This is a genomic window from Variovorax sp. 22077, from assembly GCF_052044195.1.
Lineage (GTDB): Bacteria > Pseudomonadota > Gammaproteobacteria > Burkholderiales > Burkholderiaceae_C > Variovorax > Variovorax atrisoli.
Window position 1 is genome coordinate 17,468 of sequence record NZ_JBQEQC010000031.1, and the last position, 14,238, is coordinate 31,705.

The 14,238-nt window shown below is 68.0% G+C and carries 14 protein-coding genes; 7 read left to right on the forward strand and 7 right to left on the reverse strand.

The window, feature by feature from the left end; genetic code table 11:
* Window positions 1-37 precede the first annotated feature (37 nt).
* Entirely contained in the window at window positions 38-910 is an 873-nt protein-coding gene (locus tag ACTJLF_RS30985; protein WP_354413705.1) for a LysR substrate-binding domain-containing protein, read from the forward strand.
* A gap of 19 nt (window positions 911-929) precedes the next feature.
* Here ACTJLF_RS30985 and ACTJLF_RS30990 read toward each other — a convergent pair whose 3' ends face one another.
* From ACTJLF_RS30990 to ACTJLF_RS31015, 6 genes are all read right to left on the reverse strand, one after another.
* Window positions 930-1,913 (reverse strand): Bug family tripartite tricarboxylate transporter substrate binding protein, encoded by a 984-nt coding sequence (locus ACTJLF_RS30990; protein WP_440884583.1) that lies wholly within the window; start codon window positions 1,911-1,913, stop codon window positions 930-932.
* Window positions 1,914-2,022: 109 nt separating this feature from the next.
* A complete protein-coding gene (locus tag ACTJLF_RS30995) occupies window positions 2,023-2,799 on the reverse strand; it encodes an enoyl-CoA hydratase/isomerase family protein (RefSeq protein ID WP_440884584.1) in 777 nt (258 codons plus the stop codon).
* A gap of 13 nt (window positions 2,800-2,812) precedes the next feature.
* Window positions 2,813-4,003, reverse strand: a complete 1,191-nt coding sequence (locus ACTJLF_RS31000) for a CaiB/BaiF CoA transferase family protein (RefSeq protein ID WP_440884585.1) — start codon at window positions 4,001-4,003, stop codon at window positions 2,813-2,815.
* A gap of 43 nt (window positions 4,004-4,046) precedes the next feature.
* Entirely contained in the window at window positions 4,047-4,826 is a 780-nt protein-coding gene (locus ACTJLF_RS31005) for an SDR family NAD(P)-dependent oxidoreductase (RefSeq protein ID WP_440884586.1), read from the reverse strand.
* Between the two features lie 11 nt (window positions 4,827-4,837).
* Entirely contained in the window at window positions 4,838-5,974 is a 1,137-nt protein-coding gene (locus ACTJLF_RS31010) for a thiolase family protein (RefSeq protein WP_440884587.1), read from the reverse strand.
* Window positions 5,975-5,980: 6 nt separating this feature from the next.
* The gene (locus tag ACTJLF_RS31015) at window positions 5,981-6,337 is read right to left on the reverse strand and encodes a Zn-ribbon domain-containing OB-fold protein (RefSeq protein WP_440884588.1); all 357 of its coding nucleotides are present in this window, start codon (window positions 6,335-6,337) and stop codon (window positions 5,981-5,983) included.
* Window positions 6,338-6,524: 187 nt separating this feature from the next.
* Here ACTJLF_RS31015 and ACTJLF_RS31020 point away from each other — a divergent pair, with 187 nt between their 5' ends.
* Complete coding sequence (locus tag ACTJLF_RS31020) at window positions 6,525-7,727, forward strand: 2-methylaconitate cis-trans isomerase PrpF family protein (protein ID WP_416491368.1); 1,203 nt, start codon at window positions 6,525-6,527, stop codon at window positions 7,725-7,727.
* Window positions 7,724-8,503 (forward strand): SDR family oxidoreductase, encoded by a 780-nt coding sequence (locus ACTJLF_RS31025; protein ID WP_019657135.1) that lies wholly within the window; start codon window positions 7,724-7,726, stop codon window positions 8,501-8,503. The genes ACTJLF_RS31020 and ACTJLF_RS31025 overlap by 4 nt, the downstream gene beginning before the upstream one ends.
* On the opposite strand, the gene ACTJLF_RS31030 is transcribed toward ACTJLF_RS31025, so the two are convergent.
* Window positions 8,494-9,372 carry an AraC family transcriptional regulator gene (locus ACTJLF_RS31030; protein ID WP_019657136.1) on the reverse strand — a complete coding sequence of 293 codons (879 nt, stop codon included), beginning with the start codon at window positions 9,370-9,372 and terminating at the stop codon, window positions 8,494-8,496. The genes ACTJLF_RS31025 and ACTJLF_RS31030 overlap by 10 nt on opposite strands.
* Before the next feature lie 145 nt (window positions 9,373-9,517).
* Between ACTJLF_RS31030 and ACTJLF_RS31035 the strand changes: the two genes are divergently transcribed.
* From ACTJLF_RS31035 to ACTJLF_RS31050, 4 genes are read left to right on the forward strand one after another with little or no spacing between them, the layout of a single operon-like run.
* Window positions 9,518-11,548: an FUSC family protein gene (locus tag ACTJLF_RS31035; protein WP_440884589.1), complete on the forward strand. Its 2,031-nt coding sequence runs from the start codon at window positions 9,518-9,520 to the stop codon at window positions 11,546-11,548.
* Entirely contained in the window at window positions 11,545-11,751 is a 207-nt protein-coding gene (locus ACTJLF_RS31040; RefSeq protein ID WP_019657138.1) for a DUF1656 domain-containing protein, read from the forward strand. Before ACTJLF_RS31035 ends, ACTJLF_RS31040 begins: the two co-directional genes overlap by 4 nt.
* A gap of 27 nt (window positions 11,752-11,778) precedes the next feature.
* Complete coding sequence (locus tag ACTJLF_RS31045; RefSeq protein ID WP_440884590.1) at window positions 11,779-12,765, forward strand: efflux RND transporter periplasmic adaptor subunit; 987 nt, start codon at window positions 11,779-11,781, stop codon at window positions 12,763-12,765.
* Window positions 12,762-14,216, forward strand: coding sequence for an efflux transporter outer membrane subunit (locus ACTJLF_RS31050; protein WP_440884591.1), 1,455 nt, complete (start codon window positions 12,762-12,764; stop codon window positions 14,214-14,216). Before ACTJLF_RS31045 ends, ACTJLF_RS31050 begins: the two co-directional genes overlap by 4 nt.
* The last annotated feature ends 22 nt before the right edge of the window (window positions 14,217-14,238 follow it).

Below are 14,238 nucleotides of genomic sequence, written 5' to 3' on the forward strand. Positions count from 1 at the left end.
GCAGCGGCAGCTGAATGCGGCACGGCTGAGATCCGCCATGCAGAACCTTCGTGTTTTCCTGAGTCCGCTGCGGGCTTTCGATGCGGTGTACCGGGCCAAGGGCGTCTCGCGGGCAGCTCAGCTGCTTCACGTCACGCCCGGGGCCGTGAGTCAGCAGATCAAGCAGCTCGAGGCCGGCCTGGGCGTGCAGCTGTTCCAGCGGTCCGGCCGCGAGATCGGGTTCACGGCGGTGGGCGAAAGGCTCGCCCACCGCGTCTGCGATGCCTTCGACCGCCTGCAGGACGCGCTCGGCGACCTGGACGAGCATCGGAGCGAAAGAAGGCTGCGCCTCAAGGTGACGCCGAGCCTGGCCATCCGCTGGCTCGTTCCTCGGCTGCATGGCTTCTACGCGGAGCATCCCGACATCGCACTGGAGATCGCAACGATCGCCATGGCCGACGACATGCGGCTCGAAGGCGCGGATTGCGCCATCCGCCATGGCATGGGCGAGTGGGCCGACGTCGAGCTGGACCACCTCTTCGACGACGAGTTCGTCCCGGTCTGCGCACCGGGCCAGGCAGGGCAGTTGCAGACACCTCGCGACCTGCTGCAGGCCAACCTGCTGCACTCCATGATGCGGCCGCAAGCCTGGCCGCTCTGGTTCGGTTCCGCCGGCCTCGCGGATCCCGCCCGCTCGCGCGGCATCACGCTGGCGAATGCCGCACTGTGCTATCAGGCCGCGGCGGATGGCCTGGGCATCGCGATGGCCCAGCGTGCCTACGTGGAAGACGACCTGCGCACCGGACGCCTCGTGGTCGCCGTTGACCACATGGCTCGGACGGAGCTCGGCTACTACCTCGTCTGCGACCCGATGAAGGCGGCCACCGCCCCGGTGCGGCTGTTCAGGGAGTGGATCCGGTCGGTCCGCTAGGCGCCTCCAAGGGGGCCTGCTAGTCGGCCTTGAACCCCGAGGCCTTGGCCACGGGCTCCCAGAATGCGCGCATCCCTGCGAAACTGGCGCGTGCATCGGTGGGTGAGCTTCCCCTGCTCACGAAACCGAGCGCGCCGACCTTCTTCGCGAACTGCTCGGTCGCAACGGCCTTTCGCACGGCGTCGCTCCATTCGGCGACGACCGGTGCCGGCGTGCCGGGTGCCAGACAGATGGCCAACACGCCGGCCGTGGTGAGTTCCTTGCGGCCGAGCTCGGCGAAGGTCGGCACGTTCGGCAGGAGCGCGGATCGTTGGGCCGAGGTGACGGCGAGCACGCGCAGCTTGCCGGCATCGTGGTGCTGCGCGAAGTCGCCTACCGTGGAAGTGCCCGCCGCGATGTTGGCGCCGGCAAGGTTCACGATCATCGGAGCGGCGCCCTGGAAGGGGACGTCCTGTAGCGGCGTCCCGATGATCTTGCCGATCTGCAGCCCGAGGAAATGTGTCGGTCCGCCCGAGGCCGCATGGCCGAAGTTGGCGCTCTGCGGATGCGCGCGCACCCACTGGGCGTATTCGCCGAAGGTCTTGACCGGCGAGGAGGAGGGCACGGCGAGAGCCATCGCGAACTCGACCACCGTCGACACCGGGAGGATGTCGCGCTGCGGGTCGTAGTTGAGCTTGTTGAAGACGAAGGGGTAGATCGACGTGAAGAAGTCGGGGCACAGCATGGCCACGCTGCCGTCGGCCGGTGCGGCGCGCATCGCGTCGATCGCGATCCTTCCGCCGGCGCCCGGCTTGTTCTCCACCACGACCGCGCGGTGGAGCGGGCCGTGCAGCTGGTCCGCGAGCGCACGCGTCACCACGTCGAGGGTGCCGCCTGGCGAGAAGCCCACGAGGATCCTGACCGGTGGCCGGCTGGCTTGCTGGGCGATGACCGGCGGTGCGCCGACGAAGGCGGTGATGGCGAGTGCGAGGCTGCATCGCCAGGAAGCAGACGGTGTCTTCACGGGAGGCTCCAGAAGAAAGGTCGGATCGGTCGTCCGGATGCAGGAAGGGCAGGGCGGGCAAGCCGGAGGCGGTGTCTTCTTCGACGCCGTCGTCCTCCGGTCGAGGAACTCAGCGGCCGCGGAACACCGGGGCGCGCTTCTCGGCGAAGGCGCGGCGCCCCTCCAGCCGGTCCTCGCTGTCCCTGAGCAGCCCGAAGGCCTGGCGTTCCAGCGCGAGCCCGCCGGCCAGCGGCAGTTCGCGCCCGTTCATCGCGAGGCGCTTGGCGGCCGTCATCGCGAGCGGGGCATTGGCGGCCATCCTGCGCGCGAGCTCGATGGCCGTTTCCTGCAACGCCGAAAGCGGCACCACCTTGCTGACCAGACCGATGCGCAGCGCCTCGGCGGCGTCGATGCGTTCACCCGTCAGCAGCATCCACATGGCATCGGACTGGCCTACCGCGCGGATCAGGCGCTGCGTGCCGCCCGCGCCCGGAATGCTGCCGACGCGCACCTCCGGCAGGCCGAACTGGGCGTTGTCCGAACAGATGCGGATATCCGCCAGCAGGGCCAGCTCGAGTCCGCCGCCGAGGGCATAACCGTTGATCGCCGCGACGACGGGCTTGTCGGTGTGCAGCGTGCCGAAGTTGAAGTGCCGGTTGCCGCCGCGAAAGACTTCATGCGCGACGCTATCGCCCGACGGCATCGTCTTCTTAAGGTCCGCCCCCGTGCAGAAGGCACGCTCGCCTGCACCGGTGAGGACGAGCACGCGCACGTCCTCGTCGTTGCAGACCTGGTCCCAGATGCCGAGCAGCTGCTCGTTGGACTCCGGGTCGATGGAGTTCATGGCCTCGGGCCGATTCAGGGTGACGATGGCGACGCCATCCTGGACTGTGTAGACGATGGGCATGGTTTTCCGTTCTTCAGGTCTGGGAAGGGCTGGTCGCGGCCACCGAGTCGATGGCGCCGGCTGGCATGCCCAGCGCGGCCAGCACCTCGCGGGTGTGCTCGCCGAGCGTGGGCGCGGCGCGGCGCGCACGCGGCCGCTCGCCCACCGCGCCGAGCACGCTGCGCGCCAGCGTCAAGGTGCCGGCGACGGGGTGCTGCACGCTTTCCGCGAGCGCCGCCTCGACGAAGGGGGCCGACTGCGCCACCTCGGCATAGTCGTTGATGGGGCCGCAGATGATGTCCACCGCCGTGAACTTCTCCAGCCAGAAGGCGCGCGGGTGCGCGAGCATGCGGGCTTCCAGCTCGCGCAGCAGCGTCTGGCGGTGCTGCAGGCGGCTCTTGTTCTCTGCGAAGCGCGGATCGCAGGCGAGCTCCGGTGCACCGATGGCGGCACACAGCGCCTGCCATCGGGCAGGGTGGTAGGCGGCGACCATGATCCACCCGTCGGCGCATCGCAGTGCCTCGTTGGGCGTCGAGTAGGGCGCTGCATTGCCTTGCGGTCCGGGCGCGACGCCGTCGGCGAAGTAGGACGCGAAACTCACGTGCTGGAGTGCGATCGCGCTGGCGAACATGCTGGCCTCGACATGCTGGCCGAGGCCGGTGCGTTGCCGCTCCTGAAGGGCGGCCAGCACCGAGATGGCCGCCAGCGAGCCGGTGACCAGGTCGACGACCGGCACCGGCACCTTGCAGGGTTCTCCATCGGGCGCCCCGGTGACGCTCATCAGGCCGCTCACGGCCTGCAGCACGCCGTCCACGCCGGGCAGATCCCTGCTGGCGCCATGCTGGCCGTATGCCGAGACCGAGCAGTAGATGAGCCGCGGGTTGTCCGCGGACACCGAGGCGTAGTCGAGTCCGAAGCGCGCCATCACGCCGGGACGGAAGCTCTCGACCAGCACGTCGGCCTGCGCGATCAGTTCCTGCGCGGCCTGACGGTGCGACGGCTGCTTCAGGTCGAGCACGATGCCGCGCTTGTTGCGGTTCAGCGCCAGGAATGCGACGCCCTCGCCATTGACCCATGGCGAGAGGGCCCGGGAGAGATCGCCCGTGGGCGTCTCGACCTTCACCACGTCGGCGCCGAGGTCGGCCAGGCACAACGTGCATGTCGGCCCGGCCATCACCTGCGTGAAGTCGATCACTTTCAAACCGGTCAATGCATTCGCGAGCATGCGATCTTCAGCCTTGTTCGATTTCTGTCGGCGCGATCCGGCTCTATACCGACGGGCTGCCGAGACTGCGGCCGCCGCAGACGTACAGGAGCTGGCCGGTGACGTAGCTCGCGCCGGGTTCCGCGAAGAACCGCACCGCGCGGGCGATGTCCTGCGGCTGGCCGATCCGCTCCATCGGCACGGTCTTGTGGAGGCTCTGGCGCACTTCTTCGGTGAGCGTCGCGAACAGCGGCGTCTCCACGATGCCCGGCGCGACGGCGTTGACGGTGATGCCCTTGCGCGCATATTCGAGCGCCAGCGAGCGGGTCAGGCTCACCACTGCGCCCTTGGACGCCGAGTAGGCGGCTTGGCCGCGATTGCCCAGCCATGCGCGAGAGCCGATGTTGATGATGCGCCCGAAGCGGTTCTGCGCCATGTGCGCCAGGACCGCCTTGGCGCAGATGAACTGCGAAGTCAGGTTGATCTCGATGACGCGGCTCCAGAACGCGAGATCCATCTTGGAGACCAGCTTGTCGCCGCCGATGCCTGCGTTGTTGACCAGGATGTCGATGCGTTCGTGCGATGCCAGCAGCCGGGCCACCGCCGCCTCCACCCGGTCCACGGAGCTGACGTCGACCTTGAAGGTGGTCACGTCGGCACCTTCGCTCGACAACGTCCGCTCGGCTTCGTTCAGCGCGGCGTCGTCGAAGTCCCACAGCGCGACGCGGCAGCCCCCCTGTGCGAGCTCCCGGGCGATGCCCAGGCCGATGCCTTTGGCGCCGCCGGTCACGACGGCGACGAGGCCCTGCAGCGAGGCGGGCGTGGTGGTGTTTGTCTGGTTCATGGAGACTGCCATCAGAGCGAAAGAATGTTGATCGAGCAGGCGGCGTGATCGACGCCCCAGATGCCGCCGCCCGTGACCTGCGTGAGGCCGATGCGCGCGCCCTGCACCTGCCGGGCGCCGGCACGGCCTTGCAGCTGTTCGCAGACCTCCACGACCTGCGCGACGCCGGTGGCACCTGGCGGGTGACCCTTGGCGATCAGTCCGCCGCTGGGGTTGACCGGCACGCGGCCCCCCAGGGCGGTCGCGCCGCTTTGCAGCAGGCTCGCCGCATCGCCGCGCTTGCAGAGGCCGAGGGCTTCGTAATAGAGCAGCTCGGAAATGGTGAACGCGTCGTGCACCTCCAGCAGGCTGAGGTCCTCGGGCCCGATGCCGGCCTGCTCATAGGCCAGCCGGGCGGCACGCGCGGTGATCTCGGCCTCGGTCATGTCGACCGGCGCGGTCTCGAACAAGCCCGACTGCACCACGGACGCCAGCACACGCACAGGCTTGGCGGCGCCCCTGGAGGGCCTGGTGCTGAGCACGAGGGCCGCGGCCCCGTCCACCACGGCGGGGCAGCACTGCAGCAGCGTGAGCGGCTCGGCCACCGGGCGGGACGCCAGCACCTCCTCGCGGCTCGCCAGCTTGGCGAACTTGGCGATCGGGTTCAAGGCCCCATGCTTGCGGTTCTTGACCGAGATGTCCGCCAGCGTCTCCAGCGCGAGGCCGTGATCGTGCATGTAGCGCTTGGCACGCATCGCGTACAGCGCGGGCATGATCATCCCGCGCCTGTTGTTCCAGTCCTTCTGGCTGAGCTGCAGCGGGCCGCCGCCGAGGCTGCTCAGGTGGTCCATGCCGAACACCACCACGGTGTCGTACTGGCCGACCTTGAGCGCCTGCAGCGCGAGATTCAGCGCGGTGGCTCCGCTGGAGCAGGCGTTGTCCACGTTGTAGACCGCGCCGCCGCCGGCATGCAGTTCACGCAACGCGCGCTGTCCGGGCAGCATGGCACCGAGCGCGTTGCCGCAGTAGAACGCCTGCACCTCGCCGAGCTGCGTGCCGGCATCGGCGAGCGCGTCGAGGATGGCGGCCTGGGCCATCGACTCTTCGGTCAATTCGGGGAAGCGGCCGAAGTCGGTGATGCCGACGCCGGTGATCAGTGGTTGCTTCATGGCGCATCACTCCTGGAATGCATAGTCGGGCGTGCCGTCCGGCAACGCGAAGGACACCACCCGCAGGCGGGCACCGATGGCTGGCGGCTCTCCGCCGTACAGCAGCCGGCCGAACGCACGCACGCCGGGTTCGAAGTCGACCATGGCAAGGCCGTAGGGCTGCTTGTCCTTGCCGGGGTGGACGATCGTGAAGCTGTAGAGAGAGCCGATGGGCCCGAGCTCGATGTCTTCGACCGTCTGGTCGTCGTGGGTGAATTCGATGGGCGGGAACTGGGCCGGCTGGCCGGCCACGCGGGTCGCGACGAGCACCATGCCGCCGGGGGTTTCACGGAAGGGGGATTCCGTTCGCTTGATGATCTTCAAAGGTGTCTCCTGTTCGTGTGGAGCTCGCCACAGCGAAGGAAAGTATCGAGATCCAGGCCCCCTCGGTCATTGGATTTCTGCTGGGCATTCTTTAGCGCAGCTGAACGATTCGACACATGCAGCCCAGCTAAACAATGGCCAACAGAACTGAAAGGACAGCGGCTGGCGCGATCTGCATACTGAGCCGATGAAAGAACAAATTCGCGTACCAGTCACCATGATGCGCGGTGGCACCAGCAAGGCTGTTTTTCTCTCGCAGCGCGACGTGCCCACCGATCCACAGGCGCGTCTCCGATTTCTTCTCGCGCTGTTCGGCAGCCCCGACGTGCGCCAGATCGACGGGCTCGGCGGCGCAGACATCCTGACGAGCAAGTGCGCCATCATCGGACCGCCATCGCGCCCCGATGCGGACATCGACTACACCTTCGTGCAGATCGGCATCGACCAGCCGACCGTCAGCTTCGAGATCGTGTGCGGCAACATTTCTTCAGCCACCGGGGTCTATGCATTGCAGGAGGGGCTGGTTCCCGTGCAGGAGCCTGTCACCACGGTCCGGGTCCACAACACCAACACCGGGAAGATCCTGCGGATGGCGGTTCAGTGCGCCGACGGCGAGCCGCGCGTGGAAGGCGACAGCGAAGTCGACGGCGTGCCCGGCACGGGCGCCGAGGTCGCACTGGATTACTCGGACACCAGCGGCTCCACGACCGGCAGGCTGCTGCCCACCGGCAACGCGCGCGACTGGGTCCACATCTCGAAGCTCGGCCGTGAGATACCGGTCTCGGTGGTGGACGTCGGCACGGCGTGCGTGTTCATCCGCGCGGCGGATCTGGGCATCGCGGGCACGGAGCTGCCGGGCCAGCTCAGCCCCGATATCTACGAGATGGCCGAGGAGGTGAGGCGCTGGGCCGTCGAACGCTGCAATCTCCCGGCGTCAGGAACACTGACGCCCTATCAGATCCTCATCAGCGAAGCGCAGGACTACCGGACCATCGCGGGCGACCGCATCGTCCAGGCGTCGGAGATCGACTTCGTCGCGCGCATGGTGCTCAACGGCGGTGCGATGCACAAGGCCTTCCCAGGCGGCGGCTCGGTTTGCCTTTCGGTGGCGGCGCAGATCGCGGGAACGATTCCCGCCGACGCGCGCGGCACGCATGCCGGTCCCGCACGCATCCGCATCGGCCACCCGAGCGGGGTGCTCAGGATCTTCGCGAACGTCGAGCACCTGGGCGGAAATGAATGGACGGTGCGCGAGGTGCACTTCACGCGCACGGCCCGCCGGCTGCTCGATGGAACGGCCTATGTGAGGCGATCGCGTCTCGAAGCGGAGGGCGCAGAGGGCGCAGAGGGCGCCTCCACGAGCGCTACCGCGGTCGCGGCATTGCCATGAGCGCGCAGGATCTCTTCTCGCTCCAGGGCCGCACGGCCCTCATCACGGGCGGCTCGCGAGGCATCGGCCGCATGATCGCCGAGGGGTTTCTGGCCCACGGCGCACGCGTCTACATCAGCGCGCGCAAAGCTGAGGCCTGCGATCTCGCAGCGCAGGAACTTGCGAACAAGGGCCACTGCGTATCGTTGCCGCACGACGTGTCCACGGTCGCAGGCTGCCAGGCCGTGGCCGACGCCTATGCCCGTCACGAATCGACGCTGGACATCCTGGTCAACAACGCAGGCGCGGCTTGGGGAGAGGACTTCGATGCCTTTCCGGAAAGCGGCTGGGACAAGGTGGTAGATCTGAACCTGAAGACGCCTTTCTTCCTGACCAAGGCGCTCGCCGGACCGTTGCGCGCCGCGGCCAGGGCGCGCGTGGCGAAGATCATCAACATCGCTTCCACTGACGGCATCGGGCTCAATCCCCAGGAAAACTATTCCTACGTGGCGAGCAAGGCAGGCGTGATTCACCTGACGCGGCGCATGGCGATGCGCCTGGCGCAGGACAACATCGCGGTCAGCGCCATTGCGCCCGGAGCGTTCCCGTCCGAGATGAACCGCAACGCGCGCGATCACGGGCCGGCGCTGTCCGAGCACATCCCCGCCAGGCGCATCGGCACGCCCGACGACATCGCGGGCGCAGCCATTTTCCTGGCCTCGCGCGCGGGTGACTACGTGATGGGCGCCACGCTGGTGGTGGATGGCGGCGTGACCCAGGCCCGTGCCTACCGGTGAGGGCGTGACGTCGGGGCCTGCGGCGGCATGGGTACAGGCGCGGGCTCGGCCGGCGAGCGCCCTTCGCCTGCCGCCAGCAGCCGGTCGTTGATGTAGGTGGCGGGAGGCTTTCCGAAAGCCTTCTTGAACATCGTGATGAAGGCGGACGGCGATTCATAGCCGAGGTCGTAGGCGACCTGCTGCACGGTCGCGCCGCCGGACAGCTCCCGAAGCGCGACCATCATGTGCAGCTGGCGCCGCCAGCGGCCGAAGCTCAGGCCGGTCAAGGCTGTGCACAGCCGGTTCAGCGTCCGCTCGCTCATGCCGAGCTGGTGGGCCCAATCCTTCTGCGTACGGCGGTCGGACGGGTCCCGCATCATGGCGCGCGACACCTTTCGCAGCCGCGCATCCTCGGGCATGGGCAAGGAGACTTCCTCCTTCGGCATGGCGCAGAGCTGGTCCAGCAGCACGTGGGCGAGGCGATCGGTCGGCCCGCCGGGCTCGTAGGAGGGCGGTTGTTCCGCCAGGTACTGGATCATCTCGCCGAGCATCGGGCTGATGCGCAAGGTGCAACAGCTGGCGGGCAAGGGCGCGGCATCGCGCGCAACGAACAGGTAGAAGATCACCGCGTTCGCCGTGCTGTGGTTGCTGTGCGGCGTTCCGCCCGGAATCCACACGCCCGCCTGGGGCGGGACCATCCACATCGCACCGGGCACGTCGCAGGAAACCGCCCCGCGCAGCGCCATGACCAGCTGGCCGGAGCGATGCACGTGAATCGGAACCTCGCGCTCGCGCTCCTCGACATCCACGCGATGTGCCATGACGGGCACTGATGGCTCGTAGTCCAGGTCGAGGCTGGTGCGGGGCGTCACATGGACCCAGCGGCTCATCCGGGATGACCTAAAAAAGAAATCATTTGTCCAAGTTTACGATTCTTGCCTCGCAGGCAGATGCATAGCATCGATACATGCAAATGATTCGCAACAAGTTCGAAGCCGGATCGACTGCTTCGAACCCGGTCTTCCGGGGCGCCGCATGATCAAGCGGCCTCGTTTCTCCAAGCAGGAGTGGCTCTTCTCGCTCAAGAGCTTTTTCGCGGCCATGCTCGCGCTGTACCTGTCCAGTCGTTTCGGGCTGCCCCGGCCCTTCTGGTCCATGATGACCGCGTACATCGTTGCCCATCCCCTCGCGGGGCATGTGCGCTCGAAGTCGCTCTACCGCCTGTGCGGGACCGTGCTGGGATGCGCGGCCACCGTGGTGCTGATCCCGTCGTTGTCCGGGTCGCCGGTGCTTCTGTCGCTCGCGCTTGCGCTGTGGGTGGGCGCGTGCCTCTACCTGTCGCTGATGGACCGAAGCGCGCGCTCCTATGCCTTCATGCTCGGAGGCTACTCTGCCGCGCTGATCGGCTTTCCGCTGGTGGACGCGCCCGCGGCGATGTTCGATACCGCCGTCGCCCGAACCGAGGAGATTGCGCTCGGCATCGTCTGCGCGAGCCTCGTGCACAGCATCTTGTTACCCGCCAGCCTCGCGCCTTCACTGCTCGGGTTGATCGACCGCGCGCTGGGCGATGTGCGCCGATGGGCCGGCGACCTGATGAGCCTTGGTGCCGAGGATGAGGTTCGCAAGCGGCTGGTACAGGACAGGCGGCGCATCGCCACCGACATCACCCAGTTGCGCCTGCTTGCAACCCACGTGCCCTTCGATAACGGCGGCCTGCGATGGACGCGGCATGCCGTGGGCGACCTGCACGACGGTCTCGCAGCACTGACGCCTTCGCTCTCGGCCCTGGAGGACCGGCTCGCAGCCTTGCGCGATGCAACAGACGGCGTGCCCGAACCGGTCGCGCGGGCCATGGTGCAAGGCAGCGCCTGTCTCGATGCCGGCCCGCCGTCCGGCGCCTTGGACGGCCTCCGTGCCGCTGTCCGGATGGAGGTCGCGGACCGGCGGAACTCGCCCTGGGTGCGTGCGCTGAGCATCGACGCGGCTGCCCATATAGACGAGCTGGTCGCGGGATGGCGCCGGTGCAATGCGCTTCGCGCCGACATCGCCGCCGGGCTGGCCGGTCATGCGCCGCCTCCGAAGCGGGGAGATGCTTCGTGGCGTTCGGTCCTTCACGTGGACAAGGGCCTGGCGCTGCGCTCCGCATTCACGGTCGTGCTTTCCACCTGCATTGCATGCGCGGCGTGGATCTTCAGCGGTTGGCGCGCGGGATCGTCGATGGCCATGGCGGCAGCGGTCTTCTGCAGCTTCTTCGCCACCATGGACGACCCCGTACCGGGCATGCACAAGTTCCTGGTCGCCCTGCTGTGGTCGATGCCGGTGTCTGCCTTCTACATCCTTGGCGTCATGCCGCTGGCGCACGACTTCGGCATGCTGGTGCTGTGCATTGCGCCACTGTTCCTGGTCGTGGGCGGCTACCTCGCGCGTCCGGCAAGCAGTCTCACGGCATTGGGCATGTTTTTCGGCGTGGCCGGCACGCTGGCACTGCAAGACATTGGCAGCGCCGACTGGGTCAGTTTTCTCGAGGGCAACATGGCGCTCTTCGCCGGTGCTCTGATTGCCGCACGCGTTACCGCCATCATGCGCAGCGTGAGCAGCGAATGGAGCACGCGGCGCATCCACCGGGCCACTTGGCGCGATCTTTCTGGAATGGCCGGGATGTCAGCGCGCTCGAAACGCGCGCTGGCGCGCGACGCGTTCGCCGGTCGCATGCTGGACCGCATCGCGCTGCTGATTCCGCGCACTGCTGGCGATGCCGCATACCAGGGCGGCGATGCGGCACAGCTCGCCATGCGCGAACTTCGAATCGGCGCGAGCATCGGCGTTCTGCAGCAGCATCGCCACCTGCTGCCCGAAATACCTGTGCGCGAGCTGCTGGCCGCGCTCGAGCGAGCCTTTCTCGCCCAAGTCACGGGATCGCCGGCGAGGCTCGACGCGCTGTTGCCGCAGATCGACCGGCTGCTGGCCCTTTGCCTCGCAAGCACTGCGTGCGAGCCCGCTGTCTCGGCCCTTGTGGGTTTGCGCAGGGATCTCTTTCCTGCTGCGCCTTCGGACCTCCAACCATGATCGAAACAAGCTTCTTCGGCATCTACGTTCCAGGCCTGCTCCTGCTCGCCGGGGGAGCGATGGCTTGCTCCTGGTGGGTTCGCCGCCTGCTGGCATTGCTGGGTGTCTACCGGTGGGTGTGGCATCCACCGCTCTTCGATCTGGGGCTGTACCTCCTGTCGCTGTATGCGCTGGTCTGGCTGGCCCGCGCTATCTCTTCCTGAACCGACCCGTTGTCCTGCTGCTCGAACATGAATACCAATTCCGTCCATTTTCCCGCCTGGCTGTCGCGCCCGGCTCCATCCCTCTTGCGCATGCTGCTGACCGCGCTCGTCGTTGCAGGCGCCTGCTGGGCCGCCCTGCAACTCTGGGACCACTATGAGCTGGCGCCTTGGACACGCAACGGCCGAGTGCGGGCCGACGTGGTCCAGGTGGCGCCTGATGTTTCGGGCATGGTGGCCGTCGTGGCGGTGCGCGACAACCAGGCGGTCATGGCAGGCGAGTTGCTCTTCTCGATCGACGAAGCCCGCTTCAGGCTGGCACTGCAGCAGGCCGAGGCTGCAGTCGCCGCGCAGCGGATCGTCATCGACAATCAGCGGGCCGCACTGGCCCAGGCGCAGCGCGAGCGCCGCCGCAACGACGAACTGGAGGGCCTGGTCGCACAGGAGGTGCGCGAGCAGTCGCGCCTGCGTGTCGAGCAGGCCAGGGGTGCGCTGCTGGCGGCCGAAACGGCCTTGCACCAGGCGCAGGTAGCGCTCGACCTGGCGCGCCTGAACCTGCAACGCGCAGAGGTGCGCGCGCCGGCGGCGGGCCGTGTCACCAATCTGGATCTGCGCCAGGGTGCTTATGCGACGGCAGGCCACCCCGCACTGGCACTCGTGGCTGACGGTTCGATCTACGTCGAGGGCTACTTCGAGGAAAACAAGCTGTCGCGCATCCGGCTGGGCGACCGGGTGCGCGTGACCCCCATGGACGCACCCTCGCTCGAAGGCGAGGTCGACAGCATTGCTGCTGGCATCGGTGACCGCGACCGCAGCACCGGTGCCAACCTGCTGTCCAGCGTGAACCCCACATTCAATTGGGTGCGGCTCGCCCAGCGCGTTCCGGTGCGGGTAAAGCTCGACCCGCTGCCGGCACACGCTCGATTGGTCGTCGGGCAGACTGTCTCGGTCGAGGTGATGGGGCTTCGGGCGGCTTCCGCCGCCGCCCCGGCTCGCGTTCAGGAGCCGCGATCATGAAGCCGCCTCGCGTCCTTGCTCTTGCAACCGCTGCCGCATGTGTGATGCTGGCTGGCTGTGTCCATGGTCCCGTCGGCCCCGACTACATCGCACCGGCCGCGCTCACCGCTGCGCAGTCCGCGTCGGCCGGGCCGTTCCTCTCCGGCGGCGCGGCCACATCGGATGCAACGATGCCCGCGCACTGGTGGCGTCTTTTTGAAGACCCGCAGCTCGACGGCCTGATCTCCCGGGCCCTGGCGCACAACACCGACCTGCGGCAAGCCCTGGCCACCTTCGAGCGTGCCATGGCCGTTGAGGCAGAGGCGCGCGGGAGCAAGCAGCCGTCGATCACCCTCAGTGGCGGTCCGAGCTTCGGTCATGTCTCGGGCCTGTCGGTGCTGCAAGCCGATCATGCGCCTCCGAGCCGGCTCAACTACAGCATGGGCATGGCTGTGTCCTACCAGCTGGACCTGTTCGGCCAGTTGCATCGCGCCATCGAAGCTGCCGAAACGGATGCTGGCGCCGCGCGTGCCGCGGTGGACCTGGTGCGCGTGGGCGTTGCCGGCGGCACGGCGCAGGCATATGGCGCGGTGTGCGCAACCGGGCTGCAGCTGAGCGTGGCACAGGCGTCCATGCGCCTGCAGGAGGACGCTCTCGGGCTGACGCTGCGGTTGCAGCGCGCGGGCAAGGCCGGCACCATGGACGCCGCGCGTGCGCGCGCCCAGCTCGAAACCCTGCGCGCTGCGATTCCCCCGCTGGAAGCCCGGCGCCAGCAGGCGCTGTACCGGCTCGCCACGCTCACGGGTGCGCCGCCGCGCGACTTTCCCGAGGTCGTCAGCCGTTGCGAGCAGCCTCCACGCGTGGCTGGACTGCTGCCAGTGGGCGACGGCGCTGCGCTTCTCGCCCGGCGCCCCGACGTGCGGCAGGCCGAGCGAAGCCTGGCCTCCGCGACGGCGCGAATCGGTGTCGCGACGGGCGATCTCTATCCCAAGGTGACGCTGGGCCTTTCATCGGCGTCTGCCGGCTTTGTCGAACGGTTCGTCAACCGTGAGACCTTGAGCTACAGCGTGGGGCCGCTGATCAGCTGGTCCTTTCCCAACACGGGTGTCGCGCGAGCGCGCATCACCCAGGCCGAAGCAACGGCTCGCGGCGAAGTCGCGCGATTCGAAGGCACTGTGCTGAATGCGCTGCGCGAAGCCGAAGCCGCGCTGGACACCTACGCCCGCGAGCTTGATCGTCATGCGGCTCTTGCTGCCGCGCGCGACCAGAGCCTGACCGTGGCCGATCAGGCGCGGGCGCTGCTGATCACCGGAAAGGTCGGCCAGCTCGATGCGCTGGACGCCCAACGCACCTTGGCCTCGCACGAAGCCGCGCTGGCTGAGTCGGACGCCCGGTTGGTTGAGTACCAAGTCAGCGTATTCATGGCCTTGGGTGGCGGATGGGAAAGCGGCTCCGCTGCGCCGCACCAGTGAGGACGATGCGCAGTCATCTGCA

Excerpts from the sequence above, each read along its gene's own strand:
- ACTJLF_RS30985 (WP_354413705.1), top strand. The coding sequence starts at position 38 with ATGCAGAACCTTCGTGTTTTCCTGAGTCCGCTGCGGGCTTTCGATGCG.
- ACTJLF_RS30995 (WP_440884584.1), bottom strand. The coding sequence starts at position 2,799 with ATGCCCATCGTCTACACAGTCCAGGATGGCGTCGCCATCGTCACCCTG.
- ACTJLF_RS31000 (WP_440884585.1), bottom strand. The coding sequence starts at position 4,003 with ATGCTCGCGAATGCATTGACCGGTTTGAAAGTGATCGACTTCACGCAG.
- ACTJLF_RS31005 (WP_440884586.1), bottom strand. The coding sequence starts at position 4,826 with ATGAACCAGACAAACACCACCACGCCCGCCTCGCTGCAGGGCCTCGTC.
- ACTJLF_RS31010 (WP_440884587.1), bottom strand. The coding sequence starts at position 5,974 with ATGAAGCAACCACTGATCACCGGCGTCGGCATCACCGACTTCGGCCGC.
- ACTJLF_RS31020 (WP_416491368.1), top strand. The coding sequence starts at position 6,525 with ATGAAAGAACAAATTCGCGTACCAGTCACCATGATGCGCGGTGGCACC.
- ACTJLF_RS31025 (WP_019657135.1), top strand. The coding sequence starts at position 7,724 with ATGAGCGCGCAGGATCTCTTCTCGCTCCAGGGCCGCACGGCCCTCATC.
- ACTJLF_RS31030 (WP_019657136.1), bottom strand. The coding sequence starts at position 9,372 with ATGAGCCGCTGGGTCCATGTGACGCCCCGCACCAGCCTCGACCTGGAC.
- ACTJLF_RS31035 (WP_440884589.1), top strand. The coding sequence starts at position 9,518 with ATGATCAAGCGGCCTCGTTTCTCCAAGCAGGAGTGGCTCTTCTCGCTC.
- ACTJLF_RS31040 (WP_019657138.1), top strand. The coding sequence starts at position 11,545 with ATGATCGAAACAAGCTTCTTCGGCATCTACGTTCCAGGCCTGCTCCTG.
- ACTJLF_RS31045 (WP_440884590.1), top strand. The coding sequence starts at position 11,779 with ATGAATACCAATTCCGTCCATTTTCCCGCCTGGCTGTCGCGCCCGGCT.
- ACTJLF_RS31050 (WP_440884591.1), top strand. The coding sequence starts at position 12,762 with ATGAAGCCGCCTCGCGTCCTTGCTCTTGCAACCGCTGCCGCATGTGTG.